This window comes from Prosthecobacter sp., from assembly GCF_034366625.1.
Classification (GTDB): domain Bacteria; phylum Verrucomicrobiota; class Verrucomicrobiia; order Verrucomicrobiales; family Verrucomicrobiaceae; genus Prosthecobacter.
In genome coordinates, this window is record NZ_JAXMIH010000014.1 from 190,659 (window position 1) to 215,084 (window position 24,426).

The 24,426-nt window shown below is 60.2% G+C and carries 26 protein-coding genes; 22 read left to right on the forward strand and 4 right to left on the reverse strand.

Annotated elements, in window-relative coordinates; genetic code table 11:
• Positions 1-104: 104 nt before the first annotated feature.
• The 14 genes from U1A53_RS16560 to U1A53_RS16625 all read left to right on the forward strand — a co-directional run bounded on the left by U1A53_RS16560 (position 105) and on the right by U1A53_RS16625 (position 13,864).
• Complete coding sequence (locus tag U1A53_RS16560) at positions 105-2,777, forward strand: right-handed parallel beta-helix repeat-containing protein (protein ID WP_322282649.1); 2,673 nt, start codon at positions 105-107, stop codon at positions 2,775-2,777.
• A 289-nt stretch (positions 2,778-3,066) separates the two neighbouring features.
• Complete coding sequence (locus tag U1A53_RS16565; protein ID WP_322282651.1) at positions 3,067-4,785, forward strand: DUF4365 domain-containing protein; 1,719 nt, start codon at positions 3,067-3,069, stop codon at positions 4,783-4,785.
• 105 nt (positions 4,786-4,890) lie between these two features.
• Positions 4,891-6,165 (forward strand): hypothetical protein, encoded by a 1,275-nt coding sequence (locus tag U1A53_RS16570; RefSeq protein WP_322282653.1) that lies wholly within the window; start codon positions 4,891-4,893, stop codon positions 6,163-6,165.
• 17 nt (positions 6,166-6,182) lie between these two features.
• Positions 6,183-6,617, forward strand: a complete 435-nt coding sequence (locus tag U1A53_RS16575) for a GNAT family acetyltransferase (protein WP_322282655.1) — start codon at positions 6,183-6,185, stop codon at positions 6,615-6,617.
• Positions 6,614-7,093, forward strand: coding sequence for a GNAT family N-acetyltransferase (locus tag U1A53_RS16580; protein ID WP_322282657.1), 480 nt, complete (start codon positions 6,614-6,616; stop codon positions 7,091-7,093). The genes U1A53_RS16575 and U1A53_RS16580 overlap by 4 nt, the downstream gene beginning before the upstream one ends.
• 17 nt (positions 7,094-7,110) lie before the next feature.
• Positions 7,111-8,130 carry a bifunctional GrpB family protein/GNAT family N-acetyltransferase gene (locus tag U1A53_RS16585; RefSeq protein ID WP_322282658.1) on the forward strand — a complete coding sequence of 340 codons (1,020 nt, stop codon included), beginning with the start codon at positions 7,111-7,113 and terminating at the stop codon, positions 8,128-8,130.
• A gap of 31 nt (positions 8,131-8,161) precedes the next feature.
• The gene (locus U1A53_RS16590; protein ID WP_322282659.1) at positions 8,162-9,133 is read left to right on the forward strand and encodes an alpha/beta hydrolase; all 972 of its coding nucleotides are present in this window, start codon (positions 8,162-8,164) and stop codon (positions 9,131-9,133) included.
• 20 nt (positions 9,134-9,153) lie between these two features.
• Entirely contained in the window at positions 9,154-9,588 is a 435-nt protein-coding gene (locus U1A53_RS16595; protein ID WP_322282660.1) for a GNAT family N-acetyltransferase, read from the forward strand.
• Between the two features lie 3 nt (positions 9,589-9,591).
• Positions 9,592-10,131 carry a GNAT family N-acetyltransferase gene (locus U1A53_RS16600; RefSeq protein WP_322282662.1) on the forward strand — a complete coding sequence of 180 codons (540 nt, stop codon included), beginning with the start codon at positions 9,592-9,594 and terminating at the stop codon, positions 10,129-10,131.
• Entirely contained in the window at positions 10,128-10,628 is a 501-nt protein-coding gene (locus U1A53_RS16605) for a GNAT family N-acetyltransferase (protein ID WP_322282663.1), read from the forward strand. The genes U1A53_RS16600 and U1A53_RS16605 overlap by 4 nt, the downstream gene beginning before the upstream one ends.
• 31 nt (positions 10,629-10,659) lie before the next feature.
• Positions 10,660-11,568 carry a ThuA domain-containing protein gene (locus tag U1A53_RS16610; protein ID WP_322282665.1) on the forward strand — a complete coding sequence of 303 codons (909 nt, stop codon included), beginning with the start codon at positions 10,660-10,662 and terminating at the stop codon, positions 11,566-11,568.
• Positions 11,569-11,575: 7 nt separating this feature from the next.
• Positions 11,576-12,040, forward strand: a complete 465-nt coding sequence (locus U1A53_RS16615; RefSeq protein WP_322282667.1) for an OsmC family protein — start codon at positions 11,576-11,578, stop codon at positions 12,038-12,040.
• Position 12,041: 1 nt separating this feature from the next.
• Positions 12,042-12,728: a GNAT family protein gene (locus U1A53_RS16620; RefSeq protein ID WP_322282668.1), complete on the forward strand. Its 687-nt coding sequence runs from the start codon at positions 12,042-12,044 to the stop codon at positions 12,726-12,728.
• On the forward strand, positions 12,725-13,864 hold the full coding sequence (locus tag U1A53_RS16625) for a hypothetical protein (protein ID WP_322282669.1): 1,140 nt from the start codon (positions 12,725-12,727) through the stop codon (positions 13,862-13,864). Before U1A53_RS16620 ends, U1A53_RS16625 begins: the two co-directional genes overlap by 4 nt.
• 3 nt (positions 13,865-13,867) lie before the next feature.
• Here the strand turns inward: U1A53_RS16625 and U1A53_RS16630 are convergent, their stop codons facing one another.
• Positions 13,868-14,671: a helix-turn-helix domain-containing protein gene (locus U1A53_RS16630; protein ID WP_322282671.1), complete on the reverse strand. Its 804-nt coding sequence runs from the start codon at positions 14,669-14,671 to the stop codon at positions 13,868-13,870.
• 56 nt (positions 14,672-14,727) lie between these two features.
• Here U1A53_RS16630 and U1A53_RS16635 point away from each other — a divergent pair, with 56 nt between their 5' ends.
• Together U1A53_RS16635 and U1A53_RS16640 are read left to right on the forward strand one after the other, a co-directional pair.
• A complete protein-coding gene (locus U1A53_RS16635; RefSeq protein ID WP_322282672.1) occupies positions 14,728-15,426 on the forward strand; it encodes an orotidine 5'-phosphate decarboxylase / HUMPS family protein in 699 nt (232 codons plus the stop codon).
• 18 nt (positions 15,427-15,444) lie between these two features.
• A complete protein-coding gene (locus U1A53_RS16640) occupies positions 15,445-16,473 on the forward strand; it encodes a zinc-binding dehydrogenase (protein WP_322282674.1) in 1,029 nt (342 codons plus the stop codon).
• A gap of 9 nt (positions 16,474-16,482) precedes the next feature.
• Here U1A53_RS16640 and pdxA read toward each other — a convergent pair whose 3' ends face one another.
• A complete protein-coding gene (gene pdxA / locus U1A53_RS16645; RefSeq protein WP_322282676.1) occupies positions 16,483-17,478 on the reverse strand; it encodes a 4-hydroxythreonine-4-phosphate dehydrogenase PdxA in 996 nt (331 codons plus the stop codon).
• A gap of 95 nt (positions 17,479-17,573) precedes the next feature.
• Positions 17,574-17,990, reverse strand: a complete 417-nt coding sequence (locus tag U1A53_RS16650) for a DUF4442 domain-containing protein (protein ID WP_322282678.1) — start codon at positions 17,988-17,990, stop codon at positions 17,574-17,576.
• 83 nt (positions 17,991-18,073) lie between these two features.
• On the opposite strand from U1A53_RS16650, the gene U1A53_RS16655 reads away from it, so the two are divergent.
• Complete coding sequence (locus U1A53_RS16655; RefSeq protein ID WP_322282679.1) at positions 18,074-18,751, forward strand: family 16 glycoside hydrolase; 678 nt, start codon at positions 18,074-18,076, stop codon at positions 18,749-18,751.
• A 12-nt stretch (positions 18,752-18,763) separates the two neighbouring features.
• Here the strand turns inward: U1A53_RS16655 and U1A53_RS16660 are convergent, their stop codons facing one another.
• Positions 18,764-19,390 carry a prepilin-type N-terminal cleavage/methylation domain-containing protein gene (locus U1A53_RS16660; RefSeq protein ID WP_322282680.1) on the reverse strand — a complete coding sequence of 209 codons (627 nt, stop codon included), beginning with the start codon at positions 19,388-19,390 and terminating at the stop codon, positions 18,764-18,766.
• A gap of 272 nt (positions 19,391-19,662) precedes the next feature.
• Here U1A53_RS16660 and U1A53_RS16665 point away from each other — a divergent pair, with 272 nt between their 5' ends.
• From U1A53_RS16665 to U1A53_RS16685, 5 genes are all read left to right on the forward strand, one after another.
• Entirely contained in the window at positions 19,663-20,463 is an 801-nt protein-coding gene (locus tag U1A53_RS16665; RefSeq protein ID WP_322282682.1) for an SDR family oxidoreductase, read from the forward strand.
• Between the two features lie 49 nt (positions 20,464-20,512).
• Positions 20,513-21,043, forward strand: coding sequence for an ECF-type sigma factor (locus U1A53_RS16670; RefSeq protein ID WP_322282684.1), 531 nt, complete (start codon positions 20,513-20,515; stop codon positions 21,041-21,043).
• 77 nt (positions 21,044-21,120) lie between these two features.
• Positions 21,121-23,163, forward strand: coding sequence for a protein kinase (locus U1A53_RS16675; protein ID WP_322282686.1), 2,043 nt, complete (start codon positions 21,121-21,123; stop codon positions 23,161-23,163).
• A 100-nt stretch (positions 23,164-23,263) separates the two neighbouring features.
• Positions 23,264-23,608, forward strand: a complete 345-nt coding sequence (locus tag U1A53_RS16680) for a hypothetical protein (RefSeq protein ID WP_322282688.1) — start codon at positions 23,264-23,266, stop codon at positions 23,606-23,608.
• A 262-nt stretch (positions 23,609-23,870) separates the two neighbouring features.
• A complete protein-coding gene (locus tag U1A53_RS16685; protein WP_322282690.1) occupies positions 23,871-24,188 on the forward strand; it encodes a hypothetical protein in 318 nt (105 codons plus the stop codon).
• Positions 24,189-24,426 lie beyond the last annotated feature (238 nt).

Consider the following 24,426-nt stretch of genomic DNA (forward strand, 5'->3'; position numbering starts at 1 on the left):
AAAAGGCGGCGGACAGTAGCGAAACGCACGCTGGTGGCGACTAAAATCACCTCGGCGCACATTCCTGCTCTTGAAGCCTCCCATGCGCCATCCACTGTCCTGCAATGATCCGTTCCTGCTGCCTCTTGCTTTTCTTCGTCTGTGCCGCTTCCGCCACCGATCTCACACTCAAGCCCGGCAACCTCGCTGCGGTGCTCGAACAGGCCCGCAAAGCTCCCAAACCCGTGCGCATCATCGTCGAAGACGGCGTGCATCCGATCACGGAGACGATCACGCTCGGCAAAGACGATTCGCAGGTGACGTGGAGCGGCAAGAACGCCATTTTCATGGCTGGGAAGCCGATCACTGGCTGGGTCAAAGAAGGAGTGAAGTGGAAAGCCTTGCTGCCGGACAAGGCGTGGAAGTTTGAGCAGCTCTGGATCAATGGCCGCCGCGCCACGCTCGCCCGCTCGCCGAACAAAGGCTACCACCACATCACCGAGGCCGTCGGCGCGGGTGTGTTCCCGGATTTGAAGGAGAACATGAACTTCCACGCCTTCAGCATCCCGGCGGAGCAATTTGAGGTGCTCAAAGCCATCCCGCAGGCCGAGAGAGACGACGTTTTGCTCACCGTGACTCATGCCTGGGCCGTGGGGCAGTGTCGCATCAAGGCGCTGAACGACGAAGCGCTCGCCGTGCAGATCAAAGGCCGCTCGCGCTATCCCTTCGTCGAGTTCGAGCCGGATCAGCGCTTCTGGATGGAGAACTACCGCGCCGCGCTCGATGCGCCGGGCGAGTGGTTCCTCGACAAGGCGAAGGGCGAAGTGCTCTACCTGCCGCTGCCCGGCGAGGACATGCCAAAGGCCGAAGTCATCGCGCCGTTGGTGACGAAGTTCATCGTCATGAAAGGCGCTCACGACGTGCGCTTTGAAGGCATCTCGTTTCAATACAGCCAGCATTTGTATCCCGCCGATGGCCTGCACGATGGCCAAGCTGCAACGACGAGCGATGGCTGCATCGAGATCGAGGACTCGCGCGGCATTCAGTTCGAGAACTGCGAGATCGCTCACACCGGTCTGCACGGCATTTGGTTCAAGAATGGCTGCGCCAACTCCTCGGTGAAGCATTGCCACCTCCACGACCTCGGAGGCGGTGGCGTGTATGTCGGCGAAACGAAACGCCCGGAAGACGAACGGGTGAATCATCACATCATCGTCGATGACTGCATCATGCAGCACGGCGGGCGGCTGCATCCGAGCGCTTGCGGCGTGGTCTTTACGCACACGCAGCACTGCGCGGTCACGCATTGCGACATCGGCGACTTTTACTACACCGGCATCAGCGCCGGATGGAACTGGGGCTATGGCGACACTGCCTCGCGCGAGACGTTGGTGGAGAACAATCACATCCATCATCTCGGCTGGGCTTACCTCAGCGACATGGGCGGCTTTTACGGCCTCGGCACCTCGCCCGGCACTATCATTCGCGGAAATCATGTGCATCACATCGCCAGCCATCGCTACGGCGGCTGGGGTCTGTATAATGACGAAGGCGCCAGTGACACGCTGATGGAAAACAACCTCGTGCATGACACCTGGAACGCCGGCTTTCACCAGCACTACGGCTACTTCAATACCGTGCGGAACAACATCTTCGCCTTTGGCAATTCCGCGCAGATCCAGGCCTCCCGAAACGAAGCACGCCTGCGTTTTCGCTACATGAACAACATCGTCGTATGGGACCCCGCATCGCCGCTGCTCGATGGCGGCGAGTGGAACTGGAAGTTCTTCGACAAAACTGAGCGCGGCGATCCCAAAGACAGCCTCGTCTTCCGCAAAAACCTCTACTGGCCCACCGACGGCAAAATCCCCGCGCTTCTGACCAAGACGAAGTTCACCTGGGATGAATGGCGCAAAATGGGCCGCGACAACGGCAGCCGCTTTGCCGATCCCATGTTCGAAAACATCGCCAAACGCGACTTCCGCCTCAAACCCGGCTCACCTGCCGAAAAGCTCGGCTTCAAGCCCTGGGACCTCACCTTGGCCGGAGTCCACAAAACAGACGCGAAGTGGCACGAACTCGCCGCGAAGGGCCATGACTACCCCACCTGGGAAACAGAGGCGAAACCCTGGCCCGCACCACCCTACAAGGTCGATCAGAACTTCGAGCGCATCGCGCTGGGTATGATCGGCGTTCGTGGAGCGAAGTATGGCAGCGAAAACAAAGGAGAGAGCATCGGCGTGACCGACGAAGTCTCTTCCCCCATCCCCTCTGGTTCCGGGAAAACCACTGTCAACAACGGTCAACCACTGCAAACCACCGCCAACTTCCTTTCTAAGCGCAGCCTCAAAGTGCAGGACGCGCCCGGCTTGAAACACAGCTACGACCCCGTGCTCGACATCTACCCGAAATGGGAATCCGGCACCTTCCACGTCAGCTTCGACATCATGGCCCAGCCCGGTGCCGATTGGTTCTTCGAGATGCGCGCTGGCAATGGCGGCGAGTTCGCCGCTGGACCCTACATCCGCTGGCAAAAAGGCATCCTCGTCGCTAACGTCACCGCCAGCCACAAACTCGCCGAGCTGAAACCCGGCGAATGGCTCCGCATCGAGATCACCGCCACGACCGGCGGCGCGAAGTATGACGTGACGCTCACGCGACAAGACGGCACCAAGACCGACTTCAAATCCATCCCCTGCAAACCCACCTGGACCAACGCCAGCTACATGCTCTTCAGCTCCCTCGGCACGACGAAGACGGCGCTCTTCATTGATAATGTGAAGCTGGAGCAGCGGTGAGTCAGCCATGAAGAGCGGCATCCAGATCAGCGCCGACGACAGGTCATCCTCGCCGTCCCCAACCGCGCCCGCGGCACCGGCGTCTCCCTCGACGGCAAGGACACGCTCTACGCCTTCTGCATGAACAAGATATGGAAACGCAAGATCCAGCAGCACGCACTGGGTGCATGGAGCCCGTGGACGAAGGTGGTGCCGAACAAGCTGTAGCGTCAATTGCATGCCAAATACCTGATGGCGATCCCAGAGCGTGCTTGTATGGAAGCAGTGTTTCCTTCAGAATTTTTCAACCATGTTAGGTTCTCCTATACCAGAACAGCACGAAATCGGCAGGACGGCGCAGAGAGCCGTAGAGGATTATCTTTCCCCCTGCATTCCAACTCGCTTGGCACAAGGAGATGATTACGGCTACGACGCTTTTGTCCAACATGTGATCCCGGGTTGCCCACCACTAAGGACACCGATGGTCTTTGGACTACAGGTGAAGGGAACGTCGAAACTGATTGAGCAGAATCAATCGGAGCAACTCAAGGTCCGACATCTTGTGGAATGGACATCTACCCAGTTTCCAGTGCTGATCGCCCTCCACAGCATCCCTTCCAATACAACCAGATGGCGCTTTGCCGATGAAGTGGTGAATAACTTGGAGAATGAGTCACCCAAGTGGCGCACACAAACAACTGTGGCTGTGAATTTCAAAGACAGTGACGAGTATTTGCCTGAACAGTTTCACCCTTGGTTGGGCCGTTGCTTGGCCATGGCTTATGATAAAGAGGGCGGCCACTCTCGATTTCACAAAGTGTGTAGGAGCGTTTTCCTGACTGAGATCTACCATGATCACGTTTTCACCGGCCAACATTTCAATATAGCTGCGGAACGACGCGGAGCGAGCATCGCAAATTGCGTAACCGGAATGCAGTGGTCCAAAGGGGAACTCGACGAAAAAGCAGTTACTGCGCGAAGGGTGTTGGCAGGAGCATTGCTTCTTTTTGACCAAGTTTACTTTCCGGCACAATTGATTCGATCCGCCGTGGCTGCTTTAGGTTTCCAGAGATTCATTAATCTCACCAGGGAACAAAGACTGATTCCCGTTTGCGAACCGCTGAATTCAGAGGTGACATTTGTTGTGGAGCAGTCTGGGGTCGGCAATCTGCAAATACTCTCAGCCCCCGAAGCTGACATGCTAGGTGGAAACTTGGACGCTGTTGCGAAGGAGTTTCGCTTGCCTCGACTGTTTCATAAGGTTGTCGCAAATGCTGTCAAAGCAGTCTCTTATGACAACAAGATGCACCGCGAAATGATCGAAACAGCCAAATCCAAATTGATCCGGGATCTCTTTGGGCTGGGTGAGCAAAATCCACAAGGACACGAAGCTCCGTGGTCAGCAGAGAGGCTTCTGCGAATTGTCAACATTGTAAAGTATTACTCTGTGGCTGACCAACTGGGAGTGGACGTTGTCGAGTTTGAACCTGGCTTGGCGCAGCTTGCCCTAGCTCGCTGGGGAACAAGGGTGCGTTTTCATAGAGTTTATCAAGCGATGGACGAGCTTAACGCAGCGCTCAACGCGGCTTCATTGCCCGATATTGGACTTCTCGTAGAGAAGTTCGGGCTGGGCAGATGCGTCGATATCTCTCAGTCACCTGATGGGGCTAAATTTAGAGAATGGTTTTGGGGAGCCGCCGCAGATGCAGTTTCTACAACTGGTGATTTTTCAGGGCAGATTGCAGACAAGCTAAAGGAATTAACAGGCAAAGACTGCCCATTACCGAGAGAGCTTTTCATTCAGGGAGCAATCATCGAAGGCAAACTGGAGAAGTTAACAAGCAGACCCGGTGGCGAATTGGCTATGAAGAGGCAAAGACTGTTTAGCTCACATCGTCTGAGGGAGGCGATGAGCAGAAAACTCGGTAAGCTACCTGGCGCGCATGATTCGTGTCCTTGCGGCAACCATACTCATTTTGCAGCATGTTGCGGAAAGCTGCTTTTTAGCGGCACACACATTTCCGCGTGAAATTCTCTTCAAAATTTACTGGCTGGTGGAGAGATTGGGATGAGGTGGCGAATGAATCGGAAACGGCGAGTTTGATTCGATGATCAACCAACTCTAAACAATCGCATGACCCGCCTCTCATTCATCCTCCTCTGCGTTCTCCCCATCTCTGCGGTGCAAATCATCGCCGCTGATGCCTCCCAGGCCGCCGAATCGGCGCACCGTGAGCTGTGGCGTCGCTTCATCGACAAGTATGGGATCATGATCGACTTCGCCGACATGGACGGCAACGTCTCGCTGCCGACCCCGGAGGAGTGCAAGGCGGGCAAACCGAACGCGCTGGGCTGGTGGGCGCCGATTGAGAACGGGGCGATGTTCAACGGCCTCTACATGGATGCGGCGGTGAATCGCTGGAAGCGTACGAAGTCGGCGGAGGATGCCGCAAAGGCCCGCAAGCTGATGGAAGGACTGCTGCTGCTGAACTCGATCAGCGAGGTGAAGGGCTTCGTGGGTCGCGGTGTGAGCACGGATGGCAAGTCGCATTACCCGATGGGCTCGAATGACCAGACGATGCCGTGGTTCCTCGGCCTGTGGCGTTACTGGGAGTCGGACATCGCCACGGCGGCGGAGAAGACGCGCATCGCGAAGCATCTCGTTGAGACAGCGGAGGAGGTCGTTCGGCTGGGCTGGCAAATGCCCGCCGAAGAGCCTTTCAAAGTGCGCGGCAGCTTCAACGGCTTCCACTTTGAAGAAGCAGCTCGAATGCTCTTCACCATGAAGATGCTGCATCGCGTCACCGGCGATGAAAAGTGGCGCACGATGTATCTGGCGGAGCTGGAGAAGCGCGGCGGCGAGAAGCAGCTCTCCAAGCGCGAGATCTGCGTCGGCGGCATGGTGTTTTGGTATTCCAGGAACCACAACTGGACCTCCTGCGCGGCGGTGGGCGGCTTGCGCGGCCTGTGGGAGCTGGAGACGGACGCGGCGCTCAAGGCTGACTTTGCCCAAGGACTCGTCGCGAGCGCGAAACTGGCTACTGAGTGGCTTTCACTCGCGCAGCAGTTCGACAACGCGGACACAAGCCGCTTCGAGATGGACTGGCGCGTGATGAACGCCGAATGGAAGCCGCAGCAGACCGAGCACGAGGCGGTGGCTCTGGCGCAGGCGCAATTGAAAAACTTCATGAAGCTGGCTCCACGTCGCGGCAAAGAGACAGCCTTCATCCGCGAACCCACTGCGGCGGCATGGATCGTCACGCTGCTGCCTGACGCGGCGCTTTTGCAGCAACACGCCGCCGAAGTGGAGCAGGTGATCGCGCATTACGACTACACGAAGCTGTACTACTCGCAGTTCTTCTGGGTGGAGATGGCGTGGGAGCGGTTGCGGCAGCAAGACATCAGGTGAGAAAGGCCATGGAGACGATGCACATCCGCCCATTCCAACCCTCGGATGAAGATACGGTCATCGCGCTGTGGAATGCCTGCGGACTCGTCGTGCCACAGAACAATCCCGTGCGCGACATCGCTCGCAAACTCCGCGTGAACCCGGAGTGGTTTCTCGTCGGTGAACTTGGTGGTGAGATCGTCGGCACCTGCATGGCAGGTTATGAGGGCCATCGCGGCTGGATTAACTACCTCGCCGTGCGTCCCGATCATCAGCGGCAGGGCTTGGCGCGTGAGTTGATGAGCCACGCGGAGGCATTGCTGCGCGCTGTCGGCTGTCCGAAGATCAATTTGCAGGTGCGCAGCACGAACACCGCCGTGATCGCCTTCTATGAGTCCATCGGCTTCGCCGTCGATGACGTGGTGAGCCTCGGCAAACGGCTGGAGCACGACACGCCTCCGCATCATCCATGAGCCAACACGCTTCCATCACGCTGCATCAGGCCGCTGATTCATCGGCTCCAGGCTGCGATCTCGTGCGCCAGTGGTTGCGCGGGCACAACTGGGCCGTGAACCCTGGTTTCATGCAGAAGCTTCAGCAACCGGAGCATGAAGCGAAGCCGCTCGTGTTGCTGGCCATGGCTGATGATCGCGTCGTGGGCGGTCTGTTTGCGGAGACACAGTTGTCGTGGCTGCGCATCTCGATCATGGCGGTCAGTCCCGAATCGCGCTCACAAGGCATCGGTGCCGCACTGCTGGCCGAGACCGAGCGCCTGGCGATCAAGCGTGGCTGCAAGCATGCCTATGTGGATACGATGGAGTATCAAGCACCCCGCTTCTATCAAGCGCATGGCTTTAAGATCGTCGGCCAGATTCCAGACTGGGACTCTCACGGGCACCAGAAGCTCTATTTGTCCAAGCGTCTCCACATGGAGACAGGCAACGCATGACGCCTGCTTTCACCCCGATGCGATACCAAGTTGTCACGCATAACCCAGAGTGGAAGCAGCGGTATGCCAGCGAGGCAGATCAGATCATTCGTACCCTGCACGGCATGGCTATGACGCTTCATCACATCGGGAGCACCGCCATCCCTGGCATCTCGGCCAAACCGATCATCGACATTTTGATGGAAGTCGATGAACTCGACGCGCTGGATGCACGCCGTGCTGCGATGGAGCGGCTCGAATACGAGGCCAAGGGCGAGTTTGGCATCCTTGGACGCCGATACTTCCACAAGAACGATGCTTCAGGCATCCGAACTCATCAGGTGCATGCCTTTCAGGCTGGAAGCACAGGTGCCACGCGGCATCTGGCATTTCGCGATTACATGATTGCTCATCCAGTCGCGGCGCGAGCCTACAGCTCCCTGAAGGAGAGTCTGGCGCTCCAGCATCCCGACGACTTCGAAGCCTACATGGATGGAAAGGACGCCTTCATCAAAGAGCATGAAGCCAGGGCCGTGGCATGGAATCGGGAACGACATCGCCATGACTGCATCGAGACCGAGCGCACTCGCCTGCGGCTTTTCGAGGATGCCGATGCTGAGCACGCCTTCACCTGGCTTTCCGACCCGGAGGTGATGCGCTTCATCCCAAGCGGCCCGGATGCGACGCTGGACGACACGCGACGCCGAATCGCGGCCTATCGTGCGCATCAGGACCGCCACGGCTTCAGCAAGCAGCTCATCATCCATCGCGAAAGCAGCCAGGCCATCGGCGATGCGGGCCTCTACCATCTGCCGGATGGAAAACGCATTGAACTCGGTTTCCGCATCGCCAAATCGCGCTGGGCACAGGGTTATGCCGTCGAGGTCGGTCGAGCGTGGCTCGCATGGTTCGACACGCATCTCGCTGACGAGCCGCTGTTCGCGGATGTGCATCCCGATCATCGCCGTTCTCAGCGTGTGCTGGAAAAACTTGGATTCTGCCGTTCATACGAGGAAACCGTGTTCGGCATGTCGATGCTGATTTATACACGCCGCTAAGTTGTCTGCTTCGTAACGTTCTTCACCTGTCATGAAACTCTTCCTTCCACTCCTCCTTCTCGCCGCATCGCCGGTCCTGGCCCAGGAATTGTCCGCGCCAAAACAAATCGTCCTCAGCACCGCTGAGAAAAGCCAGGTCGAGGTCAAACTCGATCAACCGTATGCCGGAAACACCAACCCGAAGCAGATGGTGGACGTCTATCTGCCGAAGAAGCGCAACAGCGACAAACCGCTGCCTGTCATCGCGATGATCCACGGCGGCGGCTGGGTGAACGGCGACCGCATCGGTTACGCGGCGCTTGGAATCCAATTCGCACGCACGGGTGATTATGCCGCCGTCGGCGTCGGCTACCGTCTCACCAAGGAAGCGCACTGGCCGGCGCAGGTGCATGACTGCAAGGCGGCGATCCGCTGGATTCGCGCACACGCGAAAGAATTGAACCTCGACGCGGACAAAATCGCTGTGTGGGGCAGCTCGGCGGGCGGCCATTTGTCGTCGCTGCTCGGCACCAGTGGCGATGTGAAGGAGCTGGAAGGCGATCTCGGTCCGAACACGAGCTTCAGCAGCCGCGTGCAATGCGTGGTGAATCTGTGCGGCCCGGAAGACTTCACGCAGGGGCTGATGTTCGACAAAGACGGCAAACCCAACTGGAATGACGACGCGGTAAGCGGACTGCTGAGCGGAAACGCGCAGGAAAAGACAGCCGAGGCAAAAGCCGCCTCGCCGGTGACGCATGTCAGCAAGGATGACCCACCGTTCATCACCTTCCACGGCACGAAGGACCAACGCGTGGCCTTCCTGCACGCGGAGGCGATTCATGCCGCGCTGCAAAAGGCCGGTGTCACCTCGTTGCTCGTGCCGATCACGGACGGTGGGCATGGCTCCGTCAGTCATCCCGAGGTGAAGGTGCGCGGACAGCAGTTCACAGACAAAATCCTGCGCGGCATCGAGTCCACCATCGACACCTCGCCGCTCCAAGCACCACCGGAGGTGAAGAAGTAGCGGCACCATGCCGCAGGCTCATGAGCACGCCCGACTTCATCATTCGCGAAGGAATCGAGGCCATGGACTTCGAGCGCGTCCATGCCTGGCTGGCCGCCACGTATTGGACGCCCGGCATCGCACGCGAAACGGTGGAGCGTGCCGCGCGACATTCGGCGCTGGTGATCGGTGCGTTTGATGCGGCTGGCATTCAAATCGGCTACGCACGCCTCGTTTCCGACAACACACGCTTCGCCTACCTGTGCGATGTCATTGTCGATGGGGCGCATCACGGCGGCGGCATCGGGCGGGCGATGGTTCGGCATTTTCTGGAACATCCCGAGTTTGCAACCGTCCGAACCTGGACACTCGCCACCCGTGATGCGCACACGGTTTATGCGCCGCTGGGCTTTCTGCCCGTCGTTGACCCAGTGAGCAGGCCGGATGACTGGATGGTGCTGCGAAGAAAGGAATGATGTATGAGCTGGACACCACGCCTCGCCACCTTGGATGACGTTCCCGCGCTGGAGGAACTCATTCCTCTCTCCGTGCGCGTGCTCCAGGCTCCGTATTACTCCGCCGCGCAGATGGCGGCGGCCATGGGGCCGGTCTTCGGCGTGGATCGTCAGTTGATCAGCGATGGCACCTACTTCGTCGTGGAGGATGCAGGCGTGATCATCGGCTGCGGCGGCTGGAGCCGGCGCAAGTCGCTCTTTGGTGCTGACACCGCCCGCGCTGCGGAAGATGCCATGCTTGATCCCGCGACCGATCCAGCGCGCATTCGCGCTTTCTTCATTCATCCCGACTGGGCACGACGCGGCATTGGCAAAGCCATTCTCACCGCCTGTGAGTCCGCCATCATCGCCGCAGGCTTCCCACAGGCCGAACTCGTCGCCACACTCGCCGGCGAGCCGCTTTATCTCGTGTGTGGCTACAGTGAGGCCGAGCGTTACGAAATCCCGATGAGCGGTGGCTTGACGCTGCCCGCAGTGCGCATGACAAAACGGCTCGCACCATGAAGACAGCCGTCCGCAAAGCCACTGCCGCCGACGCAGCAGCACTGCTGCAACTCGTGCGCGACTGCGTGGCCGGAATGCGCGCCGCAGGCATCGAGCAATGGGACGAAGTGTATCCCAATGCAGAAACCATCGCCCGCGACATCGAGGCAGGCACGCTGCATGTCCTGTGCGATGGCGACACAATCATTGCCAGCATCACCATCGACCACAACATGGACCCGCTGTGGCAGAGCATGACGTGGAGCGCTGGGAGCGAACCTGCCGCAGCCGTGCATCGCCTCATGGTCCATCCATCCCAGCAAGGGCGCGGCTTTTCCAAGCTGCTGATGCAGCACGCCGAAACCGTGGCCCTTGAGCAAGGCTGCCTCAGCATCCGCCTCGACACCTTCCTGCAAAACCCCGCCGCCATGGCCCTGTATCCTCGCCTCGGCTATCAGCCCACTGGCACCGCCATGATGCGCAAAGGCGCGTTCGCGGGCTTTGAGAAGTTGCTTTGACGCAGACCGGCCCTGAAACGATTTCATCACCATGAACACCCCCAACACACTCCACTTCCTCGGCGTTCTCCTCCTGCTCGGGCTTTTTCATTCGAACGTGATAGCTGCCGATCCAGGCCCGGTTCGTGTGCTGGTCTGGGATGAGCAGCAGCCGGAGCAGAAGCAAGCGTATGGCGATCTGTTTCTCGGCGAGACCATCGCCGCTCATCTGGCGAAGCAGCCTGGGTTCACCGTGAAGAACGTGAACCTCGAAACACCCGATCAGGGACTCGATGCCGCGACACTGGACGCCACGGATGTCATCATCTGGTGGGGACACAAGCAGCATGGCCGTGTGTCGCTTGCCGCCACGGAACGCGTTGTCCAACGAGTGATGGACGGCAAGCTTGCCCTGATCGCGCTGCATTCCGCACATTTTGCGCAGCCGTTCATGCGGCTCATGCATGAGCGCGCGAAGCTGGATGCACCCGCTCTCGTCCCCGAAGCCGAGCGTGCGACGGCCAAACTTGACCTCACGGCTCCGCTAAAACGTTACATGGCGAAGGCCGATTCGCCGCTCACGCCCGCGCTGGAGAAGATCGAAGGTGGCTACCGCCTCATTCCACCTGTGTGCGTGTTTCCATCATGGCGAGCCGATGCCGCGCCGAGTCATGTCACCACGCTGCTGCCCTCGCATCCCATCGCGCAAGGATTGCCAGCCAAATGGGACATTCCGCAGACCGAGATGTATTCCGAGCCTTTCCATGTGCCCAAGCCGGATGAAGTCGTGCTCGAAGAGCGCTGGGACAAAGGAGAACACTTCCGCAGCGGCAGCATGTGGCGTGTCGGCAAAGGCCGGGTGTTCTATTTTCGTCCTGGTCACGAAACGTATCCCGTCTTCAAACAAGCTGAGCCCCTGCGCGTGATGGAAAACGCCACCCGCTGGCTCGCTCAACCTTGAGCACCCCATGTCGAAACACACCGCAGCCATCCATTGGCAAAACCACGGGCCCGACTTTCTGAAGCGCCAGTATTCGCGTGAGCATGCCTGGCACTTCGACGGCGGTGCTGTCGTCTCCGCCTCCCCTTCCCCGCACATCGTGCCTGCACCATGGTCGAATGCTGCCAGTGTCGATCCCGAGGAAGCTTTCGTCGCCTCAGTCGCAAGCTGTCACATGCTCTGGTTCCTGCATGTGGCCATCAACGCCGGTTTTCTCGCTGAAAGCTACGACGACAACGCCGAGGGCGTGATGACGAAGAATGAGCGAGGGCTTCTGTGGATCAGCCAGATCACCCTGCGACCACATATCATCTGGGGAGGTGCGAAGATTCCGACGGCGGATGAAATCGCCCATCTGCATCATCTCGCCCACGAGCAGTGCTTCATCGCGAATTCGATCAAGACGGACGTTCAAGTGCAACCGCGAGACTGACATGGGCAACGATTCCACAGAACCTCTCACCGGCTGTGCGCAGCCAGCACCTGAGATATTTGCTGGCCGGTTCATCACACTCACTCCACTCGATGTCGTGCAGGACGTGGAGGAACTCTTCGCCATCTCGCACGCCGATAACGCCACCCGCCAGCTATGGTGCCACATGCCACGCGGCCCGTTTGCGGATGTTCACGAGCACGCCGCCTTCCTCCGTGAATGGCAGGCCACGCCAAACGTGATCGCCTTCACTGTGTGCGACACCTCCACGCAACGCATCCTCGGCAGCATCTCGTTGATGAGCATCCGCGCCGAGCACGGAGTGGCCGAACTCGGCAACATCTGGTATGCGCCGGCCGCGCAACGCACCAAGGCCAACACCGAGGCCTGCTTTCTGCTGCTGCGTCACTGTTTCGAAAAACTGCGCTACCGCCGCATGGAATGGAAGTGCGATGCCCGCAACGAACGCAGCCGCCGCGCCGCGCTTCGCCTCGGTTTCATGTTCGAGGGCATCTTCCGCCAGCACATGATCATCAAGGGTGAAAACCGCGACACCGCCTGGTTTGCCATGCTTGATCACGAATGGCCGCGCATCGGTGCGGCGATGCACCGCTGGCTTTACGAGGATGATTCGTTCTCGCTGGCTCGAATTATTGGCGATGGCGGCAGCGTACTCACCCGCGCATGAAACTCGCCCTGTTCATTCTCCTTGCCGCGTCCTTTGTTTCCGCCGCTGAGACACCGAAGCCCAAACCCAAGCCGGAGTTTCAATACCAGACCGAGGGCATCCAGATCAGCATCCCCACGGCGGACGAGCCGCGCGTGACACAATTTGGCCCGGAGTCGGTCAAGGCTGCTGTGAAGTATCTGGAGGAGGGCGCGATCTCGTGGGTGCGGGAGAAATCCTGCGTGAACTGCCACACCACCGGCCCCTACCTCACGGAGCGGCCAGCGTTGATCCCGCTGCTCGGCAAGGCGAACGAGGAGATCTTGGCCGACTTCGTCGAGTTCGTGCCGAAGGAGATCAAGGAGGTGAAGGAGACGGCGACCAAAAGCGGCCACAGGCACTATCCAGCCGCCTTCACCAGCGTGTGGCGCTCGTTGGGCCTCGCGGAGTGGGACAAGCACGTCACGCGCAAAACTTCGGAGCACACGGAAAAGTCGCTGCGGGACATGTTTGAGCGCCAGTCTGCCAGCGGAGCCTTCGTGAGCCACGGCGAGGTGGAGATCCCGCACATCACAACCGACTTCGAGCTTTCCCTGCAAGCCGCCCGCGCCATCACGGCGGCTCCAGGCTGGCTCTCCGGTCTCAAGGACGAAAAAATCATCGCCAAGGTCGGCAAGCTCAAGGCGTGGCTGAAACAGCCCGAACTCAAAAACGACTTCGACCGCGTTTTGCAGCTCCAACTGGCCGTTTATTTCCCGGAGCTCGTTTCATCCGAAGAACGCGAATCCGCGCTCGCGTTGCTTTCCTCCAGGCAGCACGCCGACGGCGGCTGGAGCACGCGGGACTTCTCCGCGCTGAACGACTGGCACTTCGAGATCAGTGACACAGTCTCCAAGCTCATCACCAGCCTGCCAGATGCCGCGAAACCGGAGAGCGATGCCTACATGACAGCCATCGCCATCGTGCTGATGCGCCAAAACGATGTGCCGGTGAAGGATGAACGCATCCAGCGTGGCATCGCTTGGCTCAAAAAAGAGCAGCGCGTGAGCGGCCGCTGGTGGATGCACTCGCTCTATCGCGGAAACTACCACTACATCACCTACATCGCGACGTGCCAGGCACTGAAGGCGCTCGCGCTGTGTGATGAGCTCCAATAGCACTCACCTCCGCATCCGCCGATACGCCGCAGGCGATTCGCCCATGCGCTTGCGGAAATGCTGAGTGAAACTGCTCGCATCCACAAAGCCGCACTGCTGCGCGATCTCGCTTGCGGTCAGGCTTGTCTCCTCCAGCAGCCGCACCGCCGCCAGCACCCGTGTCTTGAGCAAAAACTCCTGCGGGGTGATGCCAAACGCGCTCTGAAACCGGCGCTGAAGCTGTCGCAACGATTGTCCGCAGGATTTGGCCACGTCTTCGATCAACAGCGGCTTCGAGAAGTCACGACGGATGATTTCGACGGCTTGCGCCACGGTTTGAAACACCGGCAGCAGTCGTTCCGCCTCGTCTGGCCTGCGCAGCGTGCCCATCACGCCTTGCACGCGGCGCCGTTTGTCAAAGAGCGGCAGCTTCGTCACCAAAAACCAGTCCGGGATGCCCTGCGAGTCCCACCACAGCTCAATGCGCTCAATCACCTCCGCCTTGCCCGCCAGGAGGCGCTTGTCGTCATCCACATAGGCCTGCGCCATCGTGTCGGGATTGATGTCGAAGTCCGTGCGGCCGATGAACTCCGAGTCGTCGCGCATTTGATAGCGTTGCAGCAGCCCCTGGCTGGCAAACATGAGATGCCCCGTCTTGTTCTTGGCGAAGAAATACACACCCGGGATGTGATCAAACAGCCGCTGAAACAGCAGCGTCGGTTCCAGCGCGGCCATCCACGCGTTGCGGTCCCTGCGCCAGCGGGCGATTTCCGCCGCCGGGCGCTTGGGACGCTCACGGGGTTTGAGAGGTGTCGCATTTCGCATCATCTTTGTCGTGACGATGGTGCATGGTTCTGCGTTAATCTGCAACCTCGCAGCCAACCATGAAACCCATCGTCCAAATCTCCCTCGACCTCACCAACATCGACGAAGCGCTCGAAACCGCCGCTCTCGCCATGCGCGCCGGAGTGGACTGGCTGGAAGCAGGCACCCCGCTCATCCTCGCCGAAGGTCTGCATGGTGTGCGCGCTTTGAGAAAAGCCTTCCCCAACACCCCGATCGTCGCCGACCTCAAAACGATGGATGGCGGCTATCTCGAAGCCGAGATGATGGCCAAGGCTGGTGCCACCCATGTCGTCGTGATGGCCCGTGCGCACGCCGAGACGATCAAATGTGTCGTCAAAGCCGGCAAAGATTTCGGCTGCAAGGTCATGGGCGACAACATGATCTGCGAAAGCATGATCGACGGCGCAAAGTTTCTCGAAGACCTCGGCTGCGACTACGTCATCCACCACATCGGCTATGACGAGCGTCGTGGCATCGCCGCTGCTGGCAAACGCATGCCCAGCCCGCTCGACCAGCTCCGCGAAGTCGTCAATGCCGTGAAAATTCCGGTGCAAGCCGTCGGCGGCCTCAGCTTGGAGCAGGCGATTCAGTGTCCGAAGTATGGCGCACCTCTCGTCGTGCTCGGCGCGCCGCTCACCATCGACGCCGACGCCTTCAAAACGGCGGATGGCAATCTAGAAGCCTCCCTGCGCATGATTTGCGAGGCCGTGCATGCCCAGGACATTCCCGCTTTCTAATTTTACCTTCTCCCAACCATGAAATCCGCCGCCGTCGTCAACTTCGCGCCTGAAAAGGGCTCCGTCGAAATCCGTGAGATCGAAAAGCCCACCATCGGAGCCGAGGATGTGCTCCTTGAAGTCGCCAATGTCGGCGTCTGCGGCTCGGATCTGCATCAGTGGACGGCCGATCACTCCTGGCCGGTGAATTACCCCGTCGTGCTCGGGCATGAGTTCGGTGGGCACATCATTGAGGTCGGCAAGGACGTGGAAGGATGGAAGGAAGGCGACCGCGTTGTCTCCGAAACAGCGGCGATCATTTCCAAAGACAATCCGATGACCCGTCGCGGTCTCTACAACCTCGACAACACCCGCAAAGGCTTCGGCTACGGCGTGAACGGCGCGATGACGAAGTATGTGCGCGTCCCCAGTCGCATCCTGCATCATGTGCCGGATCAGCTTCCCTTCGAGCAGGCATGCCTCACCGAGCCCTGCTGTGTCGCCTACAATGCCGTCGTCAAAAACGCCCGCATCGAACCCGGCGATCGTGTCGTTGTGCTCGGCCCAGGCACCATCGGCATCCTCTGCGCCGCGATGGCGAAGCAATGCGGTGCGCAGGTCGCCATCGTCGGACTTCAACAGGACGCGCATCGTCTTGAACTCGCCCGCAAACACTACGGCTGCGAGGTCATCATAGGCGACGCGAAGCCCTGGTCGATGGAACGCGACGGCCTCGGCTGCGATGGCGTCATCGACGCCGCCGGAGCCAGCGTCACGCTCAAGATCGCCCTCGACATCGTCCGCCCTGCCGGCTGGATCAGCAAAGTCGGCTGGGGTCCGCAGCCACTCGGTTTCAACATGGATCCACTCGTACAGAAGAACATCACCCTGCAAGGCAGTTTCAGCCACAACTGGCCCATCTGGGAGCGCGTCATCGCGTTGCTCAGCAGCGGCCAGTTTGATGTGAAGCCCATCATCGGCGGCGTCTGGCCCGTGACCGAGTGGCACGAGGCCTTTGAAAAAATGCACAAGGGCGAGGTGGTGAAGAGCGTGCTGCGACCGGTGTGAGCCGAGTCTTCACGCAGCCATCTTCGCGGCGAGCTTCACCGCTTCCACGAGACTGCTGCCATTGGCTTTGCCCTGCCAGGCGATGTCGCAGGCAGTGCCGTGATCGACGCTGGTGCGGGGCACTGGAAGGCCAAGCGTGGTGTTGACGGCGGTGTCGAAAGCGAGGGCTTTGAGCGGGATGAGCGCCTGGTCGTGATACATGCAGATATAAGCATCCACACTGCGGCGCTTGGCTGCGATGAAGGCCGTGTCGGGCGGCAGCGGGCCTTCGATGGTGATGCCTTTGGCGCGCGCGGCTTCGATGGCAGGAGCGATGATGTTTTCCTCCTCGCCACGGCCGAAGAGACCGTGCTCACCTGCGTGAGGATTGAGGCCGAGAACGGCGATCCTCGGCTTTTTGCCAAGCGCACGCTGAACAGAATCCACGGTGAGTTCGATGACGTCCAAAATGCGCGCGGTCGTCAGCGCGGGCACCACGTCCTGATAGCCGATGTGGACGGTGACGAGGCTGCAAATCATCTCCGCTGAGAAAAACGTCATGCAGGAGCGTTCGGCGGCCATTTTCTCGGCAAACATCTCGGTATGGCCAGGATGCTTGATGCCTGCGGCGTGGAGCGCCTCTTTGTTGAGTGGCGCGGTGGCCACAGCGGCGACTTGCTTCGCCAAGGCGGCCTGGATGCTCTTCTCGACGTAGCGATACCCTGCCGCGCCGGTTTTGGCGCTCACGATTCCGGGCATGAAGTCCTCGGCATCAAAACCAAAGAGGTCGAGCACCGCAGGGCCGTCGATGGAGTCGCATTTCTCCGCCCATTCGATCTCGGAAATGATGCGTTTGGGAGCGGGAAGATTCGTCTGACGTGCGCAACGGGCGAGGAGCCTGGCATCGCCAAAGATGACGGGCGTGGCGATGGCGCAGACCTCTTCGTTGGCGAGGAGCTGCAGGCAGACTTCAGGTCCGACCCCGGCGGGGTCGCCCATGGTGACGGCGATGAGTGGTTTGGGCATGAATCAGTAAGTTGAACTGGCGGCGGCACCGCAGCGGGCCGACCACCATGCCGTGATGAACGGCATGAGCAAGGTGGCGATGGAAGAGCGCTTAATCATGCCGCCCTCGTGATGAACCACTCCACCGTGGCAGAGAGCACATGCTGGCCGGATTCGTCATACAATTCGACCACGACCTCGATCAGGGCGCGTCCTTTGGCACCCAGGTCATGTTTCAGCGCTTCGATTTGCCCAAGCTTCATCGTCACGGAAGAAGTCACGCGGCCCCTGGCTGGCTTGCGAAACTTCGACTCCAGACGCCGCACGACGGGAATGATGCCCTCCACCCCAGTGAGGTGGCGGAGCAGGAATTCGCCGCTACTGGCTTCCGCGAGTGCGAGCAGGGCGCTCGCATGAACGGTGCCGAGGTGGTTTAAATACTGGCCGCCAGGCGGGAGCGCGAGCAGATGAGGGTCCGCGGCGGTCTGGAGACCGATGAACTGATTAAAGGGAAGATCGAGGACCGTTTGCATGGGGCTTTAATCAGGAGCAAATCCACGGATAATAACAAGCTCTTGCCGCAATTTGATACCCACTTGACCGTTCTCTGGGCTCCATGAAAATCACTGTCTCTCTCCTCCTTCTCTCCACAGCCGCCTTCGCCGCCGACTACCCACGCGTCCTTTTCTCGGACGACTTCAACGCCGAAGGCTTCGGCAAGGCCTGGGGCCATTACAAAAGCTCCAGCATCGTCAAGGGGGGCGTGCTTGTCGGCATCACCGCGCCGACCTCCGATCATTCCGCCGTCGATAACATCCGCATCGAGGGCGAGCGCGATCTCCAGGTCTCCGTGAAGTTCCGTTTCGTCAGCGACAAGGCCAAGAGCTTCAACGTGTGGTTCGACGACAAGAACTACAAAGGCTCCCACGCCGGCCACATTTGCCAGGCCACGATTTCTCCGACGAGTGTGAACCTCGCCGATGCCAAGACCGGCGGCTTCGACCTCACCGGCGGCCTCTACGAGCGCAAAAAGGCCAACCAGCTCACCGAGGACGAAAAGAAGATGCTCGCCAGCAAAGCGAAGCGCGTCCCGACAAAGGTCAGCCTCGGCGAATGGCACACTCTTGTCGTGCAGACCGAGGGTGACGCGATCCGTGTGAGCATCGACGGCAAAGACGCGGGCAGCTTCCAATCCGCCGGCATCGCGCATGACACGAAGTCGCTCATCAGCCTCACCACGAACGCTGTGGATGTGGAATACGACGATTTCAGCATCAAGGGCATGGCGAAGTAAGCCTTCGCATGTTCACCAGTTCTTGATCCATTTGGCACCGAGTTTGGCGTCGTTCTCGGTGTCTTTGGATGTGGACATGATGTTTTTGTCATCCTCGGCGAACGACCAGACGTCGTAGGTGGCGTTGATGTTGGTCTTCTTCTCGGCGTCGGCCTTGACGTATTGAAACGGCCTGCCGAAAGCGTCCACGAGGAAGTAATTGTTCCCCACCTTTCGCCACATGCCTTCTGGCATGTCCCGCAAGATGGCATTCTTGATTTCCTCCGCACTGACCCTGCCATCAGATTGAGGTTCTCCCTTCTCGGCGCTTCCAGCTCCTTTGACAGCGTCGTAACCATCGCCCCGGAGCGCTTGATAAAGGCATTTGGCTGCGCCAATACGATACACTTTGCCCGGCATGATCTCGGCGGTCTCATCAGGATTCACTGGTTCCGGATACTCACCATATTCCTCGCGATAGCGCTCCAAGGCGGACTCGATGCTCTGCTTGGTGCCTTGAGTCACGTGACGTTTGGAAGATCCTGGACTCCCACTGCTGACAACAAGCGCCGCGAGAAGAACGATGATGCCAATGACAACGAGCAGTTCCATCAGCGTAAAGCCGCTGGCACCACGAGCACGTTCTATGTCGGGATTCATGCAGCACAGTAACTCTTTTCAAAACCCTGCCAAGCCTGCATCATGACGATGCATCGCGCGTGGAACTGCGGCATCTCTGTCTTAGCCAACCCCTGTTCCACCAATGCCTATTCGTTACTGCTCCGCCACGGTTCGCACGGCGCGCTCGATCCAGTTTTCGAGGCCTTTGCCTTGCTCCGGATGCGGGCTGCAGGCACAAATTGCTGAGGAGGACGTATTTCGCACAGACTTTGTCGTGGTGAAAAACCGGCAGGCCTCGTTATGCTCGGATCATGCGCCTCGAAAACAAAGTCATCATCGTCACAGGAAGCTGCACCGGCATTGGCAAAGCCATCGCGAAGCGTTGCGTCGCGGAAGGAGCCAAAGTCGTGATTCATGGATTGGAACAAGACCTCGGCGATCAAACCCTGGCCGAACTCGGTGCAGAGAACGCCACGCTTGTCATCAAAGACCTCGCCGACGAGGACGCGCCTCAGTTGCTCGTCGAAAAGGCCGTGGCGGCCTTCGGCAAACTCGACGCCGTCGTTAACAACGCCGCGCAAGTCGGTCTCGGCAACATTCACGACACCGATGGCAAGTGGTTCCGCCGCATGCTCGAAATCAACTGCGTGGTGCCTTATCTCCTCATCCGAGCCGCCTTGCCGCATCTCCGCGAGTCGCACGGCAGCGTCATCAACATCGGCAGCGTCAACGCCTGGAGCGGCGAGCCGAATCTGATGCCCTACAGCGTCTCCAAAGGGGCGCTCATGACCCTGACGCGCAATCTGGGTGACACGCTCATGCGTGAGGACAGCGTGCGCGTGAATCAAATCAACCCCGGCTGGGTGCTCACCGAGAATGAGGCCAAGCGCAAACGCGAGCATGGCCTCAAGGACGACTGGTATGCCGATCTGCCCAAGGTCTATGCCCCCGCCGGCCGCATCCTCTGGCCGGAGGAGATCGCCGCCTGCGCCGCGTGGCTCCTCGCCGACGAATGCGGTCCCATCAGCGGCCAGGTCTTTGATCTGGAGCAGCATCCCTTCATCGGCCGCAATCCGCCGAAGGATGCGACGACGATTCCGGCGAAGCCTTGAGATTGCCCCGTGAATTGACAGGCGGTTGTGACACGGCCACCCTGTTTGCGTGGACGAGACTCTCCCGCCTGCCAAAGCCGATGCCGGCTCCTCGGAACTGCTGCCGCAGGTCTATGATGATCTGCGCAAGCTGGCCCGCGGGATGGTGGCGGCCAATGCCCAGCAGACGCTGACGGCGACGGCGCTGGTGCATGAGGCGTGGATGCGCGTGTCCAAAGACGCCGCACCGCGCTGGGAAAACCGCCGTCACTTCTTCGGCGCGGCGGCGCAGGCCATGCGGCGCATCCTGATCAATCGCGCGCGTGACAAACACCGCCTCAAGCGCGGCGGGAATCATGAGCATGTGGTCCTGGAGGATGTGGAGATCGCCGCGCCTGCGCCCGAGGAGGAGCTGCTGGCGCTGGATGAGGCGCTGGAGCGGCTGGCGAAAGAGGACCCGTTCCTCGCCGAGGTCGTGGGGTTGCGCCATTTCGTGGGGCTGAAGTGGCATGAGATCGCGGAGATGACCGGAGTCGAAGAGCGGGAGCTGCACCGGCAGTGGACCTTCGTGCGCGCCTGGCTACGAACCGAGCTGACCTGAATTTTTTGCCGTTTTGGACCCGTGACGGGGCATGTCTTGCTGACGATGCCATTTTTTCGACTTTCGACCTGCCAGCCATGTCCTCTCCCTCTTCCCCCATTTCACGACAGAAGGACATCTTCCTCGCGGCACGCGAGATCGCGGACTCCGGGGAGCGTTCCCGCTTCATCAAGGAGGCATGCGGTGACGACGCGGAGCTACTGCGGCGCATTGAGGCGATGCTGGAGACGGAGGCTGCGCCGGACGATTTTCTGGAGCCGGACCCGACTCTGGCAGAATCCGTCGCGATACCCGGCACGGGGGACAAGGTCGGTTACTTCGGCGACTATGTGCTGCTGGACGAGATCGCCCACGGTTCTTCCGGCGTGGTGTTTCGGGCCCGGCAGGTGTCTCTGGACCGTGTGGTGGCGCTGAAGATGCTGCGGGACCGCCCGCTGCTGACCACGGAGGCGGACACCCGGCGGCTGCGTGCGGAGGCCACGGCCGCCGCCTCGTTGGATCACCCGAACATCGTGCCCATCTATGAGGTCGGTGAGCATGAGGGGCAGCCGTATTTCAGCATGAAGCTCGTCGAGGGTGGCACGCTGCAGTTTCGCGCGGCAGAGTACCAGACAGATCCCCTCAAAGCCGTGGCACTCATGGTCAAAGTTGCGCGCGCGGTGCATCACGCGCACGCCAAGGGCATCCTGCATCGCGATTTGAAGCCGGGGAACATCCTGCTCGATGCCGCCGGTGAGCCGCACATCACCGACTTCGGCCTGGCGCGAAAAATCGGCCTGGAGTCGGGTTTGACGATGACCGGGATGGCGATGGGCACGCCGCACTACATGAGCCCGGAGCAGGCGCGCGGTGGCGGCCGCGAACTCACACCCGCCACGGACATCTACAGTCTCGGCGCGATCCTTTATGAGCTGGTGGAAGGCCGGCACATGTTTCAGTCGGAAGACTTGATCGAGCTGCTAAAGCAGGTGGCTGAGAAATCGCCGCCCGCGCCGCGCACGCCGCACCATGATCTCGCGGCGATCATGATGAAGTGCCTGGAGAAGTCTCCGTCCGCCCGCTACGCCACCGCGGAGGAGCTGGCCGCTGCCCTGGAGCGCTGGTTGCAAACACGGCCCGCCTCCTCACAGCCTGAGGCCGTGGCGAAACGAACGCGCCTCCGCCGGGCGGCGTGGATCACGGCGGCGGTCGCCGCCTGCGTGGCGCTCGTGGCCGGCCTCACGCTCTGGATGTCGGGGCGTGTCGTGGTGACCACACTGGAGGATGAACTGGATCCCCCTGGCATCACGGGCACGGGCCTGTCCTTGCGCGAAGCCGTGCGTGATGCGCCGGAAGGCGGGCGCATCGTCTTTTCCCGCGCAGGCAAAATCACGCTGTCCAGCGCGCTCGGCGGCATCCACCTCTCCCGGCGCATTGAGATCAGCGGTCCTGATGTGGAGATTCACAACGGTCCTGACATCAATCGCGCGATGTTCATCGACTCAGGCGCGAAAGTCAGCTTGCGCGGTCTCACGCTCAGCGGCGAGGCAGAATCCGCCCATCTGCACGGCAGCGTGGGTGCGATCGAGAACAACGGCGAACTGACGGCCACGGACTGCCGCTTCTTGAAGCATGGCGGCGGCGGTCTTGGAGGGGCCATCCTCAGCGAAGGCGGGCTCACGCTGCGGCGCTGCGTGTTTCAGGGCAACTTCAGCAACATGATGGGCGGCGCGCTCAACATCAAATGCACCGGTGCGCAGCAGGTGGACATCGAGGACTGCCTCTTCACCGGCAATGTCTGTCACGGCAACGGTGGCAGTGCCATCAACATCGCCTTGCAATCATCGCAGGCTCAGGCGCGTCTGACGCGTTGCACCGTGACCGGCAACATCTGGGATCCCGCCTCCAAGCGCGATCCCGCCACCGCACAGGAACGTTTGGCCACACCTTCCGTGCTTGTGGGCGGAGCGCTCCGCTGCCGGGGCAACCCGGTCACCCTGGACCACTGCATCGTGGCTGGCAATGAGGCGCGAAGCGCTGGCGAGAGGGACATTTACGGCGAATTCACCCAGGCCGGTCCCAACTTCATCGGCGGCGACCCGAAGGACGCGCCTGCCGGTCTTGGTGTCAGCGTGAAGTGAGGCGTTGAGATTATTTTCAGCTTTTTTGCCGGAATCATCCCTGGGCGGGGCATGAGCAGGTGAACGGAGCTTTGCGCTCCGTCCGTCACCATCCGCCGCCATGAAACACACCTTCCGCTTCCTCGTCCGCGTCGCCTGCGCGATTCTCCTCCTCAGCACCGCCACCATGGCCCTCGCTGATCTACCTCAACAACGCAAAGCTCTCGACGAACTCCAGGCCGCGAAGAAAGCCGACGATCCGATGCCCTTGCTGGAGTCCGCCAAGAACCGCATCACCAAAGCCAACAAGGGCAACAAGGGCGGGGACAAGGAGGACGTGATCGACAAGATCGACGAGGCCATCAAGGAGTTGCAAGCCGGCAACAAGAGCAAAATGGAGCAGAAAATCAACGCGGCCATCGCCAACCTCCATCAGGGCAAAGACAAGTCGAAACGTCCGAAATGAGGCGTGGTGGCGGCACGGCCGCATGTTGAACCGCGCTTTTGGGAGCACCTGCACGGCAGGTGCTCTTTTGTTTTCAGCGTGAGGTGCGCGTTCTGGTGAACGTGCCATGGCGACCCCGCCTCCAGGCCCCTCACGCGGCACTCTTTGAAAATAACCTGGCTTTTTTGCCGGAACGAAACTCGGACGGGGCATGTGGTGAGTGAACCCTGGGAACTCACTCCCAGACCACCCAAACGACACCCACCCAAACACATCCAAGAATATGAACCACTACCTCACCCGCATCCTCGCCGTCGTCTGCATCACGCTCGGACTATGCAGCACGCTGAATGCCGTCGAACCCCGCATGGAGAAGGCCATCCAGCTTCTTCAGCAGGCGCAAGCCTCCCCGAACCCCGTGCCGCTGCTCGAAAAAGCCCAGGAGCACCTCCAGAACGCCACGGGCAACAAGGCCGGCTTCAAAGTTGATGCCGTCAAGACCATCAAGCAGGCCATCAAAGCTGCCCAGCGCGGCGGCAACGTCCAGGCGCAGATCGGCCAGGCCATCGCGCAGGTCCAGGCCGGCATCAGCGCCCGCTGACATCCCGGCCGCCTGCTGCCGGTCAAACCACGCTGGCAGTGTCTCTGCCCGCCATCCCCGGCAAACGGAGGCTTCTCCGATGGCCAGGGGTGGCGATTTCGTCGGATCGTGAGGAGCTCGTGGTTGCTACGGCAAGACCGTGCGCACGGGAACTGGGATAGTTTGGCTGGCAATCGGAGCCGCGAGTCGCAAATCACACACACTTTGTCGTGGCGGTGGTGATAGCCGCTGGCTCATT

Bases quoted from the DNA above. Each gene is read 5' to 3' on its own strand.
- U1A53_RS16560 (WP_322282649.1), top strand. From the start codon at position 105: ATGATCCGTTCCTGCTGCCTCTTGCTTTTCTTCGTCTGTGCCGCTTCC.
- U1A53_RS16565 (WP_322282651.1), top strand. From the start codon at position 3,067: ATGTTAGGTTCTCCTATACCAGAACAGCACGAAATCGGCAGGACGGCG.
- U1A53_RS16570 (WP_322282653.1), top strand. From the start codon at position 4,891: ATGACCCGCCTCTCATTCATCCTCCTCTGCGTTCTCCCCATCTCTGCG.
- U1A53_RS16575 (WP_322282655.1), top strand. From the start codon at position 6,183: ATGCACATCCGCCCATTCCAACCCTCGGATGAAGATACGGTCATCGCG.
- U1A53_RS16580 (WP_322282657.1), top strand. From the start codon at position 6,614: ATGAGCCAACACGCTTCCATCACGCTGCATCAGGCCGCTGATTCATCG.
- U1A53_RS16585 (WP_322282658.1), top strand. From the start codon at position 7,111: ATGCGATACCAAGTTGTCACGCATAACCCAGAGTGGAAGCAGCGGTAT.
- U1A53_RS16590 (WP_322282659.1), top strand. From the start codon at position 8,162: ATGAAACTCTTCCTTCCACTCCTCCTTCTCGCCGCATCGCCGGTCCTG.
- U1A53_RS16595 (WP_322282660.1), top strand. From the start codon at position 9,154: ATGAGCACGCCCGACTTCATCATTCGCGAAGGAATCGAGGCCATGGAC.
- U1A53_RS16600 (WP_322282662.1), top strand. From the start codon at position 9,592: ATGAGCTGGACACCACGCCTCGCCACCTTGGATGACGTTCCCGCGCTG.
- U1A53_RS16605 (WP_322282663.1), top strand. From the start codon at position 10,128: ATGAAGACAGCCGTCCGCAAAGCCACTGCCGCCGACGCAGCAGCACTG.
- U1A53_RS16610 (WP_322282665.1), top strand. From the start codon at position 10,660: ATGAACACCCCCAACACACTCCACTTCCTCGGCGTTCTCCTCCTGCTC.
- U1A53_RS16615 (WP_322282667.1), top strand. From the start codon at position 11,576: ATGTCGAAACACACCGCAGCCATCCATTGGCAAAACCACGGGCCCGAC.
- U1A53_RS16620 (WP_322282668.1), top strand. From the start codon at position 12,042: ATGGGCAACGATTCCACAGAACCTCTCACCGGCTGTGCGCAGCCAGCA.
- U1A53_RS16625 (WP_322282669.1), top strand. From the start codon at position 12,725: ATGAAACTCGCCCTGTTCATTCTCCTTGCCGCGTCCTTTGTTTCCGCC.
- U1A53_RS16630 (WP_322282671.1), bottom strand. From the start codon at position 14,671: ATGATGCGAAATGCGACACCTCTCAAACCCCGTGAGCGTCCCAAGCGC.
- U1A53_RS16635 (WP_322282672.1), top strand. From the start codon at position 14,728: ATGAAACCCATCGTCCAAATCTCCCTCGACCTCACCAACATCGACGAA.
- U1A53_RS16640 (WP_322282674.1), top strand. From the start codon at position 15,445: ATGAAATCCGCCGCCGTCGTCAACTTCGCGCCTGAAAAGGGCTCCGTC.
- pdxA (WP_322282676.1), bottom strand. From the start codon at position 17,478: ATGCCCAAACCACTCATCGCCGTCACCATGGGCGACCCCGCCGGGGTC.
- U1A53_RS16650 (WP_322282678.1), bottom strand. From the start codon at position 17,990: ATGCAAACGGTCCTCGATCTTCCCTTTAATCAGTTCATCGGTCTCCAG.
- U1A53_RS16655 (WP_322282679.1), top strand. From the start codon at position 18,074: ATGAAAATCACTGTCTCTCTCCTCCTTCTCTCCACAGCCGCCTTCGCC.
- U1A53_RS16660 (WP_322282680.1), bottom strand. From the start codon at position 19,390: ATGAATCCCGACATAGAACGTGCTCGTGGTGCCAGCGGCTTTACGCTG.
- U1A53_RS16665 (WP_322282682.1), top strand. From the start codon at position 19,663: ATGCGCCTCGAAAACAAAGTCATCATCGTCACAGGAAGCTGCACCGGC.
- U1A53_RS16675 (WP_322282686.1), top strand. From the start codon at position 21,121: ATGTCCTCTCCCTCTTCCCCCATTTCACGACAGAAGGACATCTTCCTC.
- U1A53_RS16680 (WP_322282688.1), top strand. From the start codon at position 23,264: ATGAAACACACCTTCCGCTTCCTCGTCCGCGTCGCCTGCGCGATTCTC.
- U1A53_RS16685 (WP_322282690.1), top strand. From the start codon at position 23,871: ATGAACCACTACCTCACCCGCATCCTCGCCGTCGTCTGCATCACGCTC.